Below are 16,207 nucleotides of genomic sequence, written 5' to 3'. Positions count from 1 at the left end.
TTTTTGAAACACTCAATCTAAATTCAACACTTATTTCACTAATGCACAGTCGTTCCAGTCTCCAAAATCCGAGCGTAGCCAAAAAGTATTTCAGAAATGTTTTCAGTGGGACTAGAAAGATTCTTTAGGGCCGCTCCCATGAATACATCAAAAATATTTCTACTCTCAGAAAAAAATTTCCAAAAACCGTAACTTTTCCATTTTCAGACAGTCTATTAATACAAACAGCGTACACTTCGAACAACTGTCATGAAAAAGCTTCTGATTCTATACATGCTGCTTTTGTTCACTGCCTGCACCGGAAACGGGTCGTTTCATCACAGCCAGAAAACGGTCGACGACAGTTGTGTCATTGACGCAGGGACACAGAAACAAGCTGTTTCAGGTCCGGGCCTTGCCATTTCCGTTATTGTCAACCGGGAGATTGCGCTGCAAGAAACGACTATTTCAATCGAAGAAGAATTGGATGGGCGTACTACCACCAATAGAATTGCCTCCGAACTTCCCTAGCCCATCTTGCCGACAAATCGATTTTCCCAAAAGAAGTCCCGTTTTATATATTGGGACGATCTCGACCGGTTTCCTCCCTAATTTTGCTGACAGAAAAATAATCGTCATGCAAAAGCTTCTGATTCTGTATACACATTCTTTCCTCACAACTTGGATCCAAAGTGAGCCACTTCATCATTACCTGAAACCGACAAAACGAACTCAAGTGACGAGTGCGGGATTACAAAAATCCCTTGCCACTACATCGGGTTTCATCATCTCCACTATTGTAAACAGAAAATTTGCACTGCACGAACCTTTATCACCCTCAGCTGAAAGAGATAGCAACAAAACGCCCCCAAATAGTTGATAAACAACAATCAAAACACAATGCGAATACATCATTTACATACATATGTTAATTTATTCGCTAACATTTTCACACAATAAACTGGGAGCAAACACAAAGGAAAATAACTTACTCAAATCACAAAGCAGAATAAAGAATAAAAGATTTTAATATCCGAATTACTCATAATGAACCGAATAGTCGCATTTCGGAAGAAGCCAGGATGGAATCATGCAAAAGTCAATCTTTAAAAAAAGAACCAGGTAAGATAGTAGCGATTGCACAGAACTCGAATAACCGGGAGCTTTAATCGAATACCAAATATTTCACAATTAATATGACATTCGCAGGAAATATGCTCCAAAACAGAGTAAATTGAAGAGCGGAAACGGAGAAACAAAACGACTTGACAAATGACAACAAATAGCAAAATGGACACCACACAAACAACCGAGAAAGTACTGTTGGCAGGTGCAACCGGGTACCTTGGACATTACATCGCAGAAGAATTGGTCCGGCGAAACATACCGGCAAAAATAATTGCCCGACGGCCTGAGAAGCTCGGATCGCTCGAAGGAGAAAACCGGGAAATTATCCGGGCAGAAGTGACCCAACCTAAAACCCTCGAAGGGTTATGTGATGGGATTACAACCGTCATATCCTCCATCGGCATCACCCGGCAAAAAGACGGTCTCACATACATGGACGTCGACTACCAGGCCAACCTGAATTTGCTCAACGAAGCAAAGAAAGCCGGCGTACAAAAGTTCATCTACGTCTCAGCCATCAACGGAGACAAATACCGCCAACTGAAAATCTTCCAGACCAAGGAAGCTTTCGTGGACGCATTAAAATCATCAGAACTCGATTACACTGTGATGCGCCCCAACGGCTTCTTTTCCGACATGCGCGACTTTCTTGATATGGCAAAAGGCGGAAGGGTTTACCTCTTTGGCAACGGTCGTTACCAAATGAATCCCATTCATGGTGAAGATTTGGCCAAAGTATGTGTCGATGCCATTACTTCCGCTGAACAGGAAATTGCCGTTGGCGGTCCCGACAACTTATCGCAAAACGAACTGGCGACACTCGCTTTGAAAGCATGGAATAAACCAATCAAAATTACACACCTCCCCGACTGGGTTCGCCGGATGACCATTGGACTAGTGAGGACATTCACCTCATCCAAAACCTACGGCCCCATCGAGTTCTTCCTCACGCTCATGGCCGATGACCAGTTGGCTCCGAACTACGGAGAACATCACCTTGGGGACTTCTATGTCGAAGAAGCAGGAAGAATGAGGAATGAAAAATGAACAATGAAAGTAAAATGAAGGCCCCGGAGTAAATCAGAATATTGCTTTTGGTACTGGTATTCCTATCGTCTATTCGTTTCTATTTCACTCAATATTTGTACATACAAACTTTTCATCTATATTTGTCTCGTCAAATGGAAAAGAACGAACAACAATGTAACGGACCGTTGGAGTGCTGCCTTTATTTCACGGCAAACTCGCTATCCCGACACATCAACGAGATGGCAGAGGAAGCTTTTGCCCCTACCGGACTGGCTCCATCATACAGTTATCTGATGATTCTGGTAACTGACCAACCGGGCTTATCGCAAAATGAGTTGAGCCATCGGATGAACTTGAAACCATCGACGATGACACGTTTTGTTGAGAAGCTCAAGCAGCGGGAGCTGGTTTACACCAATCAGGAAGGCAGAACAGTATATGTTTACCCGACTGAGCCGGGTAAAAAGTCTCGCCCGGTTATCGACCAGGCACTGAAAAGACTCTACGACAAATATTGTGATGTACTGGGCGAAGATTTAGCGGTCAAACTCACGGCTGATATTCACAATGCCAATCAAAAACTTTGTGAGTAATATTTTTTTGCTTCAATACTTGTATGTACAAATATATAAATACGAAAAAGCAACAAATGAGTAAGATGAATCAAACAACAGCAAAGACAACCATCATCATGGGCCATCCAACGCCCGAATCATCATTGGCTAATAAAACCATCATTGAAAAAGTAGAAAAAGAACTGGAAAATGTGGAGATACGGAAGCTGGGAGAGCTTTATCCCGATTACCAAATCGATGTGGAAGCTGAACAACAGATGCTGCTCGAAAGTGATGTAATCGTCCTTCAGTTTCCCTTTTATTGGTACAGTGTTCCCGCAATCCTCAAGCAATGGATCGACAGCGTATTCGCCTACAACTTTGCTTACGGACGTGAAGGAGACAAACTGAAAGGAAAAGCCTTTATCGTTTCTACCACAGTGGGCGGACCACAGGAAGCCTATCACCCCACCGGATACAACCACTTCCGGATGGACGATTTGTTGCGCCCCCTCGAACAAACGGCTTACCTGGCCCAAATGGATTTCCGCACTCCGGTTATCGGGCACGGAATGATTTTTATTCCGGGCGTATACAACACCCAGGACGAAGTTGAAGAGCATGCCACGCAACAAGCCGTACGATTGCTGTCAGCTATCCGGGAAGCGGTACCTCAAGTGGTAGAATGAAAATATGGCAACTAGGACCTGTAACAACGAACGTTAAAGGTTCTAATTCCCGGCAGGACCGATACCAAACGTTTGGGCATAAAAAAAGCCTCACTAACCGTGAGGCTCAAAATCGTAATGAATATGTCGTTTAAACTTACTTACGCAAGTTTAACATTTACCGCATTCAATCCTTTTCTTCCTTCTTGCAAATCGAAGGTTACTTCGTCATTTTCCTGGATTTCATCAACCAATCCGGTTACATGCACAAAATACTCATTGTTTGATTCTTCGTCTTTAATGAAACCAAAACCTTTGGTGTCATTAAAAAATTTTACTGTTCCTTTATTCATTGTTATTTATTTAATACGCCGCAATATACGCATTGTATCCGAAATCCAAACACCATCTTTTATTTTCTCAAAAATAATTTTGAAAAAAAACATTTAAAAGCTGATTATCAACCATTTAAAATCACGGAAAAATTTTCGCTGTATTTCTTAATCAATTGTGGGATTGCACATTAACTATTCTCCTGAAAATCAATAAAACAGCTAGAAAGGACCGGCGTACTGACGATCTACGACAAAAAGCAGCAAAAATATTCGGCCGCACCGGAATTATTGACACAAATCGACAAAAAACTGGCTATTGAATGATACATATACGCGCGAGAGGAAATCTCCGGACCAATAGGAGAATCGCATACAAAATTCAAGGCCTACCTGAGCGGCTGGTCGGAAGCATAACCAAATCATTCGTTTTTTTGAACAGGAACAGAAGCAACTGATAACACTGGCGTGAACTCTCTTCACTGCATAAACTTCAATCCGATTACAACGGTTAATCGAAGTTCAAACTATCCATAGTTACGATCTTAGAACCATGAGCCTGAAACACAGTCATCATGCTATCTTTCATCTGAGCTGATTTCGACAGGATAGCTTCCTTGATGAGCGTCACATCGTAGTTTCTGTTTTGCGCCGCTGCCACCGTTGTATTGACGCAGTGTGCAGCATCCAGCCCGACAATATACAACTTGTTAACCTGATGTTGACGAAGCACTTCATCAAGTGATGTTTTAAAAAAAGCATCATTCCGGCTCTTGACCACTTCCATATCGGAAACGAGATTCAAACGCTTATCAAACCTTGAGCCCAGGCTACCGGCTGCATACGAGCTATTCAGTAAATTAATAAGCGGATTCCTGATTTCACTTCGAATGTAAATAACAGGGAGGTTATGGAGATGAAAGCTTTCGGTTAATCCGTTTATCGCACGAATTAAATTTTCTGATTCGGCAATATAGTATTTGTTTAACGAAGACTTACCGGTGGTTGCTTCCTGAACACCGATGACAAGCAGTGCCGGGCATACTACATCGGAAGCGGTAATAGGCTCTCCTTCCGAAACAACCGAAGCTCTCTTTTCGAAAAGCAGCAGGTTCCCGATCAAAACCAAAATAAAGAACACGATGACACCAACTGTTCGAAAAATAATTCGTCTTACTGATCGCTGTTTCATGGTCTGTACATTTACGTGTCAATCCACCGCATACGCTCTGATACCATTGCAAGAATAGTACTTTACTATGTTTAAATATACCCACTTAAGTTGGGAAAAACAGAAATCAACGGACATTAAAAAATGCCAATGAACAATACGTCGCCAGAGACGCAGCATGTACACTAGTGTCCGGTTAATCCAGTCTCTACAGCGTTCCAAACCACACCACCGCAATCACACAGCAACCTCTGCTAAATCCATAAATCTGTGTAATCCCGGCTCAGACATTATAATCCCAGCCCGGAAGGGGGTACATTCTTTAAAGTTGCTTAAAAATGACATATCATGAGAAAATTCATGCCCCTCTCCTCCTTTTCTTTGTAATTTTCTCGTCCAAAACCGGTCAATTGTGGTGAAATCCTTTCCCACAAGGTCAAAACCAGACTGAAAATCCTGCCTAAAACCAATGAATAATAACTCCATTTCAGGAGTTTATGTGCCAGTGGCAAACAATTAGGGTGTCGGTTTGTTTGCATTGTTGCTTATAACCCGAAACCTGGATGACAAGATATTTATTCATTCATCAATGATTTAAAATTCGAAAAGAAGTATGAAACGAATTCTTTATCTCTTTGTGATGGTCTTCCTCTTTACTGCGGAGGCAGCGTTTCCGCAGAAAAGCGCGTTTACCATCGCCGATTTGTACAAAGTACGTCACGTGGGTACTCCCGTAGTTTCGCCCGACGGCATGCGCGTTGCCTTCACGGTAACCGACTACGATATGCCGAAAGGTAAATCGATGACCGACATCTATGTGATGAACGCCGACGACAGCGACGTCACCCCGGTAACTAACGATCACAAGGGAAATTACGATCCCATCTGGACCAGCGACAGCAAAAACCTCTATTATGTGTCGACTGCATCGGGAACTCCGCAAATGGTTCACTATTCCTTTGCAACCGGGAAATCAAAACAGGTAACCGATTTCTCGATGGGTGTAGACGCCCCGGTATTGTCGCCTAACAACAAACTGATTGCCTTTTCGGCAGAAGTTTATCCCGATTGCGGCGCCAACAGTGAGTGCAACGCCCGCAACGACTCGTTGTCGCACAACGGTCCCATCCAGGCCTATGTGGCCGATCACCTGTTGTTTCGTCACTGGACACAATACGCCAAGGGTAAATATTCCCACATCATTGTATTTAACACCGAGACCGGAAAATACACCGATGTTACCCCGGGTAAATTTGTATCGCCCGTGTTTATGCTGGGCGGCGGCGTAGGTTACAACTTCTCGCCCGACAGTAAAGAGATTTGCTATGCATCGAAACACGTTGAGCATCCCGAGGCATCGACCAACAGCGACCTGTTTGTTGTTCCGGTAACGGGAGGAGAAGCCAAAAACATTACCAAAACGAACAAAGCATGGGACGGATGGCCCATTTATTCGCCCGATGGCAAATACATTGCTTACCGTACCCAGAGTATTCCGGGATACGAATCGGCGAAATTCAACATCGCGCTCTATAACCGGGCAACCGGCGAAACGAAGATCATCACCAAGGACTTTGACAACTGGGTGGATGACTTTAAATGGGCTCCCAACTCCAAGTCAATCTTCTTCTCAGCAGAGCAAGAAGGAGGAGAACCGGTTTACATGGTCGATCTGGCTTCGGACGTTATCACCCCTGTTTCGGGACAGCGCTCCATTTACGGTTTCGATGTCGCCAGCAACGGATATCTTTACTACCTGGCTACCACCATTGACAAACCGGCTGAACTCTTCCGCATGAAAACCAAAGGCGGAACCGAAGAACAGCTGACCAACTTCAACAAAGAGCTGTTGTCGAAAGTAGATTTCCGTCCGGCGGAAAAAATGTGGGTAACCGGTGCCGACAACAAGCAGGTACAGGTATTCATTGTGAAACCACACAACTTCGACCCGTCGAAAAAATATCCGCTCATCCTGAACGTTCACGGAGGACCGCAGGGACAATGGATGGATTCGTTCCGCGGCGACTGGCAGGTATATCCCGGAGCCGGTTACGTAGTGGCATTTGCCAACCCGCACGGTTCAACCGGACGCGGACAGGCTTACACCCGCGAAATTTCGGGTGACTGGGGCGGCAAACCATTCGAGGACCTGATGAAGGTAACCGATGCACTGGCTAAACTGTCGTATGTCGATTCAACCCGCATGGGCGCCATGGGATGGTCGTACGGAGGTTACATGATGAACTGGTTCCAGGCCAAAACCAAACGTTTCAAGTGTCTGGCTTCGATGATGGGACTCTACGACCTGCGTTCGATGTGGGGAGCAACCGAAGAACTTTGGTTCCCGAACTTCGACCTGAAAGGACAACCATGGAATTCTGACCTGTACAAGAAATTCTCGCCTTCGGAATACGTGAAGAACTTCGCGACACCGACGCTCATCATCACCGGCCAGAAGGATTTCCGTGTACCGTACACTCAGAGCATTCAATATTTCAGTACACTGCAGACACTGGGCATTCCATCGCGTCTGATCATCTTCAAAAACGACGGTCACTGGCCCAACCGCGTGAAATCGATGCCGCTGTACTACGACGCGCACCTCGACTGGTTCCACAAATACCTGGGAGGTCCTGCTGCACCGTACGACGTGCACAAAATGTCGCTCAACCAGAGCTTCGTTAACGACAAGTGATGAAGAAACTGATTTCCGGCTTCGGCCGGAAGTCGTTCTTTAGACCATAAGATAGCACCATAGACGAAAAAGCTGCACCGGCCAATTTCCTTTTTCAGGAATGTCCGGGCAGCTTTTTACTTTGGTGTACAAAATCTATGAAAAAAAAGAAATGTTCTGTTCAACCAGAAAATGCTATCGCATCAACCTGTGTCGTTTGATTGTCTCCGGAGGCGATGGTTTAATAAAGCTTCCGAAATATACAATGAACGACTACTTCGATGCCTTTCTCCCCCGGCATAAAGACAGACGAGCTTTATTTTTAGTGTAACGCATACAGATATCCGTCGGCACTCCCGACATACAGCACACCATCTGATACCGTAGGCGTACTCAGCACCGAACCGATAGAATAGAGGCCTTTCATGGCTGCCGCGTGTGTTTGTGCATTGTAGCCATCCTTGAAAACCTTCCGGTAAAAATCGTTACTGATTTCACCATCGGCCGTCAATACGCTATCGCGATCGGCAACCGAAGCATCCATACGATATTCCCATACTTTTTCTCCGTTTTTAGCTTTCACAGCATGCACTGTACCGTTAAAACCACCGAAGTAAATCAGTTTACCAGTTGTCACCGGAGATGAAAAGATGTATCCGGCCGGGATATCTTTGCTGTAGATGGAATCACCGTTGATCGCATTCAACGCAATGAAACGATGTGTATCGGATGTGCCGTAATAAACGGTGCTATCGCGCACCAGCGGCGTGTTGATGACCCACGAATACCGGTTAAACCGTTTCCAGAGAAGTTTTCCGGTCATACCATCGAGCGCGTACACGTGCGCATCGCGGCACCCAAAGTAAATCCGGTCGTTCCAAACCACCGGTGAAGATTGAATACCCGTCTGATTATAATTTACGGTGTCTTTTCCCGTCTCAAATTTCCAAATCTCGCGGCCTGTTTCCAGGTTAGCCGCATGCAGGAACCGGTCCCACCCGCCAAAAATGACCATGTCGTTGTAGATGGTTGGCGCATTGTGAATCGCCTCCCCCGTCGCGATGTGCCATTTTTCCATTCCCGTGTTCGCATCCACCGCGTAGAAGTTCCCGTTACCGCTTCCGAAGTACAACACATTTTCGTGCCACACCGGCGACGAAAGATACATGTCCCACGGATCGGCAATTATTTCATCCTTCGGTTGCAGTCCCTGAACACCCGGCGCAGAGAAATGCTTTTCCGGTCCTTCGTTGAAACACCACTGCAACTTTCCGGATGACCGCTCCAAGGCGTATAGATAACCATCGGAGCTGATAAAATAGACCGACTCTTCCGTCACTGCAGGCGAAGAGGCAACATATCCACCGGTTTTGTAACTCCATTTTTCCCTTCCGGAAGATTTATCGACCGCATAAAAGGTGCTGTCGTTGCTGCCAAAGTAGACATCTTGTCCAAATACAGCTGGTGAGCTGAACACATAGCCGTTGGTTTTGAATTTCCATTTTACGCCATGGAGCGTATCAATATCCGGTGAAGCAAAATATCCGGAATGCTGTGCGTCGCCGCGAAACATGACGGCCGAACGAGGATGAGTTTGACAAGAAGTAAAGGAAAGTATTAAAACACTAATGATAAAAATTGAGTTGATTAGACGCATAGGTTCGAATTTGGATGATGTTAAAAACAGAAGACAGGTAACTACACAAACACCCTGAATCATTCATCCTATTTTTCATAACTTAATACGCCAATGATAGCACGGTCCAGATTTAACATTGACTATCCGAAATAAAAGCGTTAAATTAAGATAGTTAACCCAAATACTAACCCGGTTCGTAACCGATTCTCAAAACCGCGAACCATGCTTGATATTCTGCTCATCATCACTTTTGTGATTCTCTTTGTGAAATTCTTTTCCTGGCTCTTCACTCCCACTTATCGCTCCGGCTACGGTTCCTGGCCGTCATCCACTTCGGTTACAGTCACGCTTCCCCATCCGGAGAAAACCAATCCCTACCGTTTTTACAAGTACATCGAAGTGACGCCGTATATCACGCTAAAAGCAGTACGAAAAGAATTGCGCCGACAAAACATTGTTTTAAAACCAGAGTATGAAAAGGCAATGAATGATAAGATCCGGCGACATGTCTTCCATAATCCTTATACGTTCGAGGAATATTTCCACTGCGAATTCGACATCATCGGTATCCGCTTTCTGCAATGTTCTCCGGATAAGCTCAGCGCTTTCCGAATCGACCTTTGTTACCTGAAAGATGATAAAATAGCCGACATTGATGACTTCGATTTCATTCCTCCTTATCCTTACAACCACAAACGGAAGTACCTTGAAATCATGGACGAATACTATTTCGATCCACAAAAGATATATGCCTCTGAGTTTGAAGATATCTGGAAATGGCATGACGAGATGAGCACTAGCCTGAACAATAACCTGGTCGCCGTTTGGGATGACGAAATCTTCACCCTCAGGGAACTATTGCGTTACCACGAAATCACCAATTACCACATTCGTTACATCCGTGTCCGGGAAATCGCCCGTGCGCATAACATGCCCGACGAACTGGGACCGCTATTAAGACACGTGGAAGCAGACTTCGGTCCCGATCGAAATAAAAGCATCCTGGCCGCCATTCTCGCTTTCTCCATCCGCGAAATGGATATCGATCTGGAACAACACGTTCACATTCTGGAACCCGAGAAAGATCTGTTCTCCGATCTTCTTGCGGAAGAAAAGAAATGAGTCCACAGGCTACGCCAACAGCGATGCATCCGGTAGCTGTTGTTGAAGTGATTCCAGCAAAGCATTTGGGTCCAATGTTTCCAGGTATTTTCCAACCATCACCAGCGAAGGTCCCTGAATTCGCACGCTTTCCAGGCGTGTCAACACAGTATCGGTGGTTGCTGCCAAAAGTTGCTCCCCTTCCTGACTGACGCGATCCGCAATCATCAGCGGAATGTTTCCAATGCCAGCTTTCTCCATCACCCCCAGCAAACAGTGCAACTTGGTCAGGCCCATGTACACCACAACCGTTCCGCCTTCTTTAATCACCGACACCAACGGATCGCATCCCGGCGTTTCGCCCGACGAAGTATAACCACTGGTAAACAGCACCATCCGGCTTTTATTCCGCTCTGTCAGGGGCAACGCAAAGGCCGACGAAGCCGCAATTCCGGCACTGATACCTGGCACCACCTCCCATGGTATGTTTTCACTTTCCAGGAAACGAACCTCTTCCATGCCCCTTCCGAAAATCATCGGGTCGCCCGCCTTCAAACGAACTACCTGTCTGCCTTCCCGAAAATGGAAGGCCATCTGCCGGTGAATTTCATCCTGTCGTTCCTGTGGGTTCTGTCCATCACTGCACTTTTTGCCGGCATATATCTTCAAGCAATCTGACCCGGTTTCCTCCAGAATGCGTTCGTCTATCAGCGCATCGTATAGCAACACGTCAGCCCGCTGTACTCGCTTCAAGGCCTTTACTGTCAACAACTCCGGGTCGCCGGGACCCGCTCCGACCAACGAGACCGGTATCCGTTCAATCGTTCTCCTTCTGTTCATACAAATCCTCCAACGCTGCTAACGGATTCCGGTAGGTAAACCGAAAACCGGTATCGATTAATTTCTGACTATTGACTGTTTTAAACTTCACATTCTTTCCTACCGGGAAATCGGGCAAACCGATGCCCTGCAGTTCCGCTGCCCGGCTGTACAGCTCGCTCCGTAAAGGATGTTCCGGCGAAACAATGTTATAAATGGCGCTTTCTTTTTCCACTTCCGTGAGATGCAGGATGGCTCCTACCACATCATCGTTGTGCACCAGGTTAACCCGTACATTCCCGGGACGGGAAGGATTGGCTTTCCGGATGAAATTTCCGGGTAAACGCCCCGGACCGATCAGTCCGCCAGGCCTCACCACAACGGTTTGAAACGCTTCTTCCTGAAGAAAAAGCTGCTCCGCCTGCCACAGCGCCATTCCTGACGGTTTTTCCGGCCGACCGGAAGTTTCTTCATTCACTTCACCGCCTGTTTCCGGGTACACCGAAGTGGAGGAGATAAAAACGACCCGGGGAATTCTTTGGCGCTTTACTTCGCCAATCATCTGTTCCGCCAGACGGGGATAAACTTCCGTTACCCGCTCATTGCGGGCAGGCGGAATGCTAATCACCAACACCTCGCAATTCCAAAACGTTTCGGCGTTAGTTGAAATACCATTTTCCTCCACATTCACCCGGAAGGGACGAATGCCCTGTGCTGCCAGTAACGGAAAAACCGCTTTATCCCGAACCGAACCGTTCACAATGGCACCTTTTTTCAGCCACGCTTTTGCCAGAAAGGTTCCCAGCCAGCCACAGCCCAGAATACTAATGTGTGTTATCTCTCTCATATTTTTAAAATGAAAGGAGCGCCGGCCGGTGCTTTCCTACGGCCTCCGACCGGCATTCCAAATCAGTGTCTGAATTCTGCTCCTTCCTTAATCTCTTTCACAATTCCGGCCCGAATAACAAAGTCGCCAAAGCGTTCGCCTTCGTTCCGCTCGTCCGCGTACTGTTTCAACAGCGGACGCAAAGTTTCCAATATCTCTTCCTCCGTAAGGGTTTCACGATAGAGGTTGTTCAGGCGTTCGCCGGAAAAGCCACCGCCCAGGTAGAGGTTGTAATGGCCCAGCGACTTACCAATCAGGCCAATCTCCGCCAGCGAAGGACGGCCGCAACCGTTCGGGCATCCCGTCATCCGTATAACAATCTCATCCTGATAAAGCCCTACTTCGTCGAGCAGCTTTTCAATCTTCGTAATCAGCGAAGGCAGGTAACGTTCTGCTTCGGCGAAAGCCATGGGGCAAGTATTCAGTGCAACACAAGCAATGGAATTGCGTCTCAATCCGGATAATTCCTCCTGAATGACGCCCCAATGCTGCAATGTATCGGCAATTTTTTTCTTATCCTTTGGAGCAATGTCGCCCAACACTAAGTTCTGGTTTCCGGTCAGCCGGAAGTCGCACAACCCCAGTTTCGCTACTTCCCGTAAGGCCGTTTTCAATTGGTACATGCCGGTATTTTTCACCCGCCCGCCTTCGATAAAGAGCGTATAGTGCCAGCGGCCATCGTTCTCGTGCCATCCATAATCGTCACCGTTGCGGGTAAAGGTATAAGGGCGTTCGGCTTCCAACTGATAGCCGAGTCGCTCGTGCAACTCCTTCACGAACCAGTCCAGACCGTGCGAATCGATGGTGTATTTCAAACGCGCCCGTTTCCGATCTTCCCGGTTCCCGTTATCGCGCTGAATCAGCACCACTTTCTCCACCACGTCCAACACTTGATCGGGGGTGGCAAAGCCAAGCACATTTCCTACCCGCGGGTACGTGTCGTTCCGTCCAAAAGTGGAGCCCATACCACCACCTACAGCGACATTGAAACCAGCCAGCTTTCCGTCTTCTTCGATGGCAATCAACCCCACATCCTGCGAAAAAATATCGGTATCGTTGTTCGGCGGTATGGCGATACCAATCTTGAATTTGCGAGGGAGGTACCGCTTGCCGTATAACGGCTCAATCTCTTGCTGTCCGCCGGCCACTAACTTTTTGTCCAGCCAAATTTCGTGGTAAGCCGGCGTTTGTGGTAACAGATGGGCACTTAACTGACGGGCAATGTCCTGCACTTCGTCATGCACCTTCGAAGTGTATGGATTGGGGCTCGCCATCACATTCCGGTTCACATCGCCGCAGGCAGCAATCGTGTCCAGTAACGAACGATTGATGCCCTGAATGGTAGACTTCAGCTTTCGCTTGAATACGCCGTGCAGCTGAAAAGCCTGCCGCGTCGTCAACTTCAGGGTACTGTTGGCATGGGTATCACTCAGGCTGTCCATGGTCAGCCACTGCTCGCTGGTCGAGATTCCTCCCGGCAACCGTACCCGGATAAGGAACGACCAAGCCGGTTCCAGCTTCTGCTTTTTACGTTCCAGCTCCAGGTCGCGGTCCTGCTGCTGATAAATGCCATGAAACTTCGATATCTGTTGATCAGCCGGAGCAATCGCACCGGTAATCGGATCGGCTAAACTCTCCGTCAACGTGCCCCGCAGATAGTTACTATCGTATTTTAATTTTTCCAGTTCGGATAAAACATCCCAGTTAATTTGCTCGCTCATTGTTTTTGTTTTGAGGTTAATATACATCCTGCTGGTAACGGCGCTGCTTCTTCAAATCTTTCAGGTACTCTTCCGCTTTTTCGGGCGTCATACCCCCTTCGGTAGCCACAATCTCCTGAAGCGTCTGATGAACATCTTTGGCCATGTGGATTTTATCGCCACACACGTAGAAATAAGCGCCCCGTTGCAACCATTCGTATAACTGACGGCCGTGTTCACGCATCCGGTGCTGCACATACAACTTCTCTTCCTGGTCACGTGAGAAGGCTACCGTAAGCTGTCCCAGCGATCCCTTTTTCAGGAATTTCTGCCACTCGGCCTGGTACAGAAAGTCGGTGAAGAATTGCCGATCGCCAAAGAACAACCACGAATCACCTTTCGCCTTTAGTTTTTGACGGTGTTGCACAAAGCTCCGGTACGGAGCAATTCCAGTTCCGGCTCCCACCATGATAAGTGGCGCTTCATTTTGTTCGGGTAATTTGAAGTTCCGATTCTTCTCGATGAAAATCGGAATCTCTGAACCCGCTTCTACCCGGTCGGACAGGAAGGTCGAACAAGCACCGTGGCGGCGACGGTCATGATTGTCGTAGCGCACGGCCGCAACGGTGAGGTGCAGTTCCTCCGGATGAGCTGCCTGACTCGATGAGATGGAATACATCCGGGGTTGTAGCGATGTCAGTACGGACACCAGTCCTGCAATTTCCAATTCCGCAGAAAAATCAGTCAGCAAATCGACCACATCATGTCCATAGAGATAGGTATCCAGCGCCTGCTCGTCATTCAGCAAATCACCCAGAATCTCATTGCCGGTCAATTCGCGGTAGCTTTCCAATACTGAGCGGTTCAACACCGATAATTCCAGGTGATGGCGTAAAGCGGTTTCCAGCGAATGCGTCCCGTTCTTAATCGTCACCTGCTCATTGCGGTCGAAGTCGGTAATCTCCAACACCTTCTCCACCAGTTCGGGCGGATTGTCGCAGAAAATCCCCACCGTATCGCCGGGCTCGTAAGTCAGTCCCGAATCACGAAGCAACAATTCCAGGTGATACACCTCTTTGCCGGAACCTCTTCCGCTCAGCTTAACCTTTTCAAGCACTTTCGCCTGAAAAGGGTGCTGTCGATCATAAACAACTGAAGGAGTCACATGATCCGAAACGGTTACGGACGCATCGGATACTATACCCTTTTGTTGTTGCAGGATTTCGAGCACGCCATCACTCCATTTGCGGGCATCTTCGTGATAATCCACATCACATTTCACCAACTCTAACAATCGGTTGGCGCCTTTGCCTTCCAACGCCACATCGAAATCGATGCCCGTTTGGCAATACTGCTTGTAACTGCGGTCACCCAATCCGAGCACGGCATAATTCAGCCCGGTCAATTCGCGGCAGCGTTCACCCTGCAGGTATTCCAGGAAGTCGAGCGCATTCAGCGGAGGTTCTCCTTCGCCATCCGTACTCACAATCACGAGCAGGTTTACGGCATCGGGTAACTCCTGCACGTCATAATCTTCCATCACGGTCGCCTCCGCATCAATGCCGAGCTCGCGAGCCCTTTCGGCCAACTGATTGGCCAATACTTCGCTGTGACCGGTATGCGTTCCAAATAATATCGTCAGCGGAACCTGCTGCGTTCCGGTTACAGCTGCGGCGGGCTTTTCGCCGGAAGCTTCCCCCAGGCCAGCCAGGTAACCGCTCAGCCATAACAGCTGATCGCGTTGCAAACCACTGGTCAAATCGCCAACCAGTTGCTGCTGTTTGTCATTCAAAAGTCCTAATAGGTTGCTCATACGTTAATTTCTGAAGTAATTTTTCTCAAGGAATTCTCTGATTAAATCACGAATAGCGATGGCCTCGTATACATTTTTTGAATCCGAGCCCACCGACACGCTAATGTTATCCTTCCGGTAAATAGCTGGCGAAACGAAGCGGCACAAATCAGGTTTGTCGTGCACATTGACCAGTACGCGTCGCTCATCGCCATCCCGACGAATTTTCTGTTCCATATCCGGGTCATTCAGGCAGACATACACCAGAACATAATCGTCGAGTATAGCAGGAGTGTAAGGCTTTTCGTGGCAAACGACTCCGGTTTCCCGGATTTCGTCACAAACGGTTTCGGCCAACACTTCCACATCGCGGGTAAACCGAAGCAAAATCTTCAGTTTCTTCGCAGCATCGGGGCCACCGCCAATCACCAGGATTTTTCGCCCGGTAATATCGAGGGTAATGGGCAGATAGGTTTTCTCATTTCGACTCATCGCTGTTCGTTTTTAAATTTCGTACTCCGGTTTTTCGTCGTGCTTCCCAATCCCGACGCGGTTCCACGCCCGCTCGTGCAAGAAGTAGAGGAACATTTTGGTGAAGACCTCCACCCCACCAATGGAAAGCGCAAACATGATTTTGTGGGTAATCAACCAGGAAATCAAAATGGTATCAATCGTTCCCAGGGCCCGCCATGAGACACTTTTCAACAGACTACGGTAGGCTTTCTCTCTCATCGT

16 protein-coding genes are annotated in these 16,207 nt (G+C 47.4%); 6 read left to right on the top strand and 10 right to left on the bottom strand.

All coding sequences use genetic code 11. The features are described from left to right. The first annotated feature begins 249 nt into the window (after positions 1–249). The 4 genes from AC060N_RS08635 to AC060N_RS08620 all read left to right on the top strand — a co-directional run bounded on the left by AC060N_RS08635 (position 250) and on the right by AC060N_RS08620 (position 3,379). On the top strand, positions 250–510 hold the full coding sequence (locus tag AC060N_RS08635) for a hypothetical protein (protein ID WP_479526734.1): 261 nt from the start codon (positions 250–252) through the stop codon (positions 508–510). A gap of 741 nt (positions 511–1,251) precedes the next feature. Further along, positions 1,252–2,154 (top strand): SDR family oxidoreductase, encoded by a 903-nt coding sequence (locus AC060N_RS08630; protein WP_479526733.1) that lies wholly within the window; start codon positions 1,252–1,254, stop codon positions 2,152–2,154. A gap of 134 nt (positions 2,155–2,288) precedes the next feature. Continuing rightward, on the top strand, positions 2,289–2,729 hold the full coding sequence (locus tag AC060N_RS08625; protein WP_479526732.1) for a MarR family winged helix-turn-helix transcriptional regulator: 441 nt from the start codon (positions 2,289–2,291) through the stop codon (positions 2,727–2,729). A gap of 56 nt (positions 2,730–2,785) precedes the next feature. Beyond that, a complete protein-coding gene (locus AC060N_RS08620) occupies positions 2,786–3,379 on the top strand; it encodes an NAD(P)H-dependent oxidoreductase (protein ID WP_479526731.1) in 594 nt (197 codons plus the stop codon). Positions 3,380–3,519: 140 nt separating this feature from the next. On the opposite strand, the gene AC060N_RS08615 is transcribed toward AC060N_RS08620, so the two are convergent. The 3 genes from AC060N_RS08615 to AC060N_RS08605 all read right to left on the bottom strand — a co-directional run bounded on the left by AC060N_RS08615 (position 3,520) and on the right by AC060N_RS08605 (position 5,347). Then, complete coding sequence (locus tag AC060N_RS08615) at positions 3,520–3,711, bottom strand: cold-shock protein (protein ID WP_025865958.1); 192 nt, start codon at positions 3,709–3,711, stop codon at positions 3,520–3,522. A gap of 490 nt (positions 3,712–4,201) precedes the next feature. Beyond that, positions 4,202–4,882, bottom strand: a complete 681-nt coding sequence (locus AC060N_RS08610) for a cysteine hydrolase family protein (RefSeq protein ID WP_479526730.1) — start codon at positions 4,880–4,882, stop codon at positions 4,202–4,204. A 216-nt stretch (positions 4,883–5,098) separates the two neighbouring features. Continuing rightward, the gene (locus tag AC060N_RS08605; RefSeq protein ID WP_479526729.1) at positions 5,099–5,347 is read right to left on the bottom strand and encodes a hypothetical protein; all 249 of its coding nucleotides are present in this window, start codon (positions 5,345–5,347) and stop codon (positions 5,099–5,101) included. 127 nt (positions 5,348–5,474) lie between these two features. Here AC060N_RS08605 and AC060N_RS08600 point away from each other — a divergent pair, with 127 nt between their 5' ends. Next, positions 5,475–7,556: an alpha/beta hydrolase family protein gene (locus AC060N_RS08600; RefSeq protein ID WP_479526728.1), complete on the top strand. Its 2,082-nt coding sequence runs from the start codon at positions 5,475–5,477 to the stop codon at positions 7,554–7,556. 301 nt (positions 7,557–7,857) lie between these two features. Here AC060N_RS08600 and AC060N_RS08595 read toward each other — a convergent pair whose 3' ends face one another. After that, positions 7,858–9,192 carry an outer membrane protein assembly factor BamB family protein gene (locus AC060N_RS08595; RefSeq protein ID WP_479526727.1) on the bottom strand — a complete coding sequence of 445 codons (1,335 nt, stop codon included), beginning with the start codon at positions 9,190–9,192 and terminating at the stop codon, positions 7,858–7,860. 204 nt (positions 9,193–9,396) lie between these two features. Here AC060N_RS08595 and AC060N_RS08590 point away from each other — a divergent pair, with 204 nt between their 5' ends. Next, on the top strand, positions 9,397–10,296 hold the full coding sequence (locus tag AC060N_RS08590) for a hypothetical protein (protein ID WP_479526726.1): 900 nt from the start codon (positions 9,397–9,399) through the stop codon (positions 10,294–10,296). Positions 10,297–10,305: 9 nt separating this feature from the next. Here the strand turns inward: AC060N_RS08590 and cobA are convergent, their stop codons facing one another. The 6 genes from cobA to AC060N_RS08560 form a co-directional block, all read right to left on the bottom strand. Continuing rightward, positions 10,306–11,115, bottom strand: coding sequence for a uroporphyrinogen-III C-methyltransferase (cobA, locus tag AC060N_RS08585; protein WP_479526725.1), 810 nt, complete (start codon positions 11,113–11,115; stop codon positions 10,306–10,308). Beyond that, positions 11,093–11,941: an SDR family oxidoreductase gene (locus tag AC060N_RS08580; RefSeq protein WP_479526724.1), complete on the bottom strand. Its 849-nt coding sequence runs from the start codon at positions 11,939–11,941 to the stop codon at positions 11,093–11,095. The genes cobA and AC060N_RS08580 overlap by 23 nt, the downstream gene beginning before the upstream one ends. Positions 11,942–12,003: 62 nt before the next feature. Continuing rightward, positions 12,004–13,701, bottom strand: a complete 1,698-nt coding sequence (locus AC060N_RS08575; protein ID WP_479526723.1) for an NADPH-dependent assimilatory sulfite reductase hemoprotein subunit — start codon at positions 13,699–13,701, stop codon at positions 12,004–12,006. 16 nt (positions 13,702–13,717) lie between these two features. After that, positions 13,718–15,493 (bottom strand): assimilatory sulfite reductase (NADPH) flavoprotein subunit, encoded by a 1,776-nt coding sequence (locus AC060N_RS08570; RefSeq protein WP_153638860.1) that lies wholly within the window; start codon positions 15,491–15,493, stop codon positions 13,718–13,720. A gap of 3 nt (positions 15,494–15,496) precedes the next feature. Then, a complete protein-coding gene (locus AC060N_RS08565) occupies positions 15,497–15,964 on the bottom strand; it encodes a precorrin-2 dehydrogenase/sirohydrochlorin ferrochelatase family protein (protein ID WP_153638859.1) in 468 nt (155 codons plus the stop codon). A 12-nt stretch (positions 15,965–15,976) separates the two neighbouring features. After that, on the bottom strand, positions 15,977–16,204 hold the full coding sequence (locus AC060N_RS08560) for a DUF2061 domain-containing protein (protein ID WP_106543533.1): 228 nt from the start codon (positions 16,202–16,204) through the stop codon (positions 15,977–15,979). Positions 16,205–16,207 lie beyond the last annotated feature (3 nt).

The sequence above is a fragment of the Prolixibacter sp. DSM 2831 genome (assembly GCF_056493735.1).
Note: the sequence above shows the minus strand (reverse complement) of the source record. Positions and strands in the feature narration are given on the sequence as shown.

What these genes read in the sequence shown, in the direction of transcription:
- AC060N_RS08635 (WP_479526734.1), top strand. Translation starts at nt 250, where the DNA reads ATGAAAAAGCTTCTGATTCTATACATGCTGCTTTTGTTCACTGCCTGC.
- AC060N_RS08630 (WP_479526733.1), top strand. Translation starts at nt 1,252, where the DNA reads ATGACAACAAATAGCAAAATGGACACCACACAAACAACCGAGAAAGTA.
- AC060N_RS08625 (WP_479526732.1), top strand. Translation starts at nt 2,289, where the DNA reads ATGGAAAAGAACGAACAACAATGTAACGGACCGTTGGAGTGCTGCCTT.
- AC060N_RS08620 (WP_479526731.1), top strand. Translation starts at nt 2,786, where the DNA reads ATGAGTAAGATGAATCAAACAACAGCAAAGACAACCATCATCATGGGC.
- AC060N_RS08615 (WP_025865958.1), bottom strand. Translation starts at nt 3,711, where the DNA reads ATGAATAAAGGAACAGTAAAATTTTTTAATGACACCAAAGGTTTTGGT.
- AC060N_RS08610 (WP_479526730.1), bottom strand. Translation starts at nt 4,882, where the DNA reads ATGAAACAGCGATCAGTAAGACGAATTATTTTTCGAACAGTTGGTGTC.
- AC060N_RS08605 (WP_479526729.1), bottom strand. Translation starts at nt 5,347, where the DNA reads ATGGAGTTATTATTCATTGGTTTTAGGCAGGATTTTCAGTCTGGTTTT.
- AC060N_RS08600 (WP_479526728.1), top strand. Translation starts at nt 5,475, where the DNA reads ATGAAACGAATTCTTTATCTCTTTGTGATGGTCTTCCTCTTTACTGCG.
- AC060N_RS08595 (WP_479526727.1), bottom strand. Translation starts at nt 9,192, where the DNA reads ATGCGTCTAATCAACTCAATTTTTATCATTAGTGTTTTAATACTTTCC.
- AC060N_RS08590 (WP_479526726.1), top strand. Translation starts at nt 9,397, where the DNA reads ATGCTTGATATTCTGCTCATCATCACTTTTGTGATTCTCTTTGTGAAA.
- cobA (WP_479526725.1), bottom strand. Translation starts at nt 11,115, where the DNA reads ATGAACAGAAGGAGAACGATTGAACGGATACCGGTCTCGTTGGTCGGA.
- AC060N_RS08580 (WP_479526724.1), bottom strand. Translation starts at nt 11,941, where the DNA reads ATGAGAGAGATAACACACATTAGTATTCTGGGCTGTGGCTGGCTGGGA.
- AC060N_RS08575 (WP_479526723.1), bottom strand. Translation starts at nt 13,701, where the DNA reads ATGAGCGAGCAAATTAACTGGGATGTTTTATCCGAACTGGAAAAATTA.
- AC060N_RS08570 (WP_153638860.1), bottom strand. Translation starts at nt 15,493, where the DNA reads ATGAGCAACCTATTAGGACTTTTGAATGACAAACAGCAGCAACTGGTT.
- AC060N_RS08565 (WP_153638859.1), bottom strand. Translation starts at nt 15,964, where the DNA reads ATGAGTCGAAATGAGAAAACCTATCTGCCCATTACCCTCGATATTACC.
- AC060N_RS08560 (WP_106543533.1), bottom strand. Translation starts at nt 16,204, where the DNA reads ATGAGAGAGAAAGCCTACCGTAGTCTGTTGAAAAGTGTCTCATGGCGG.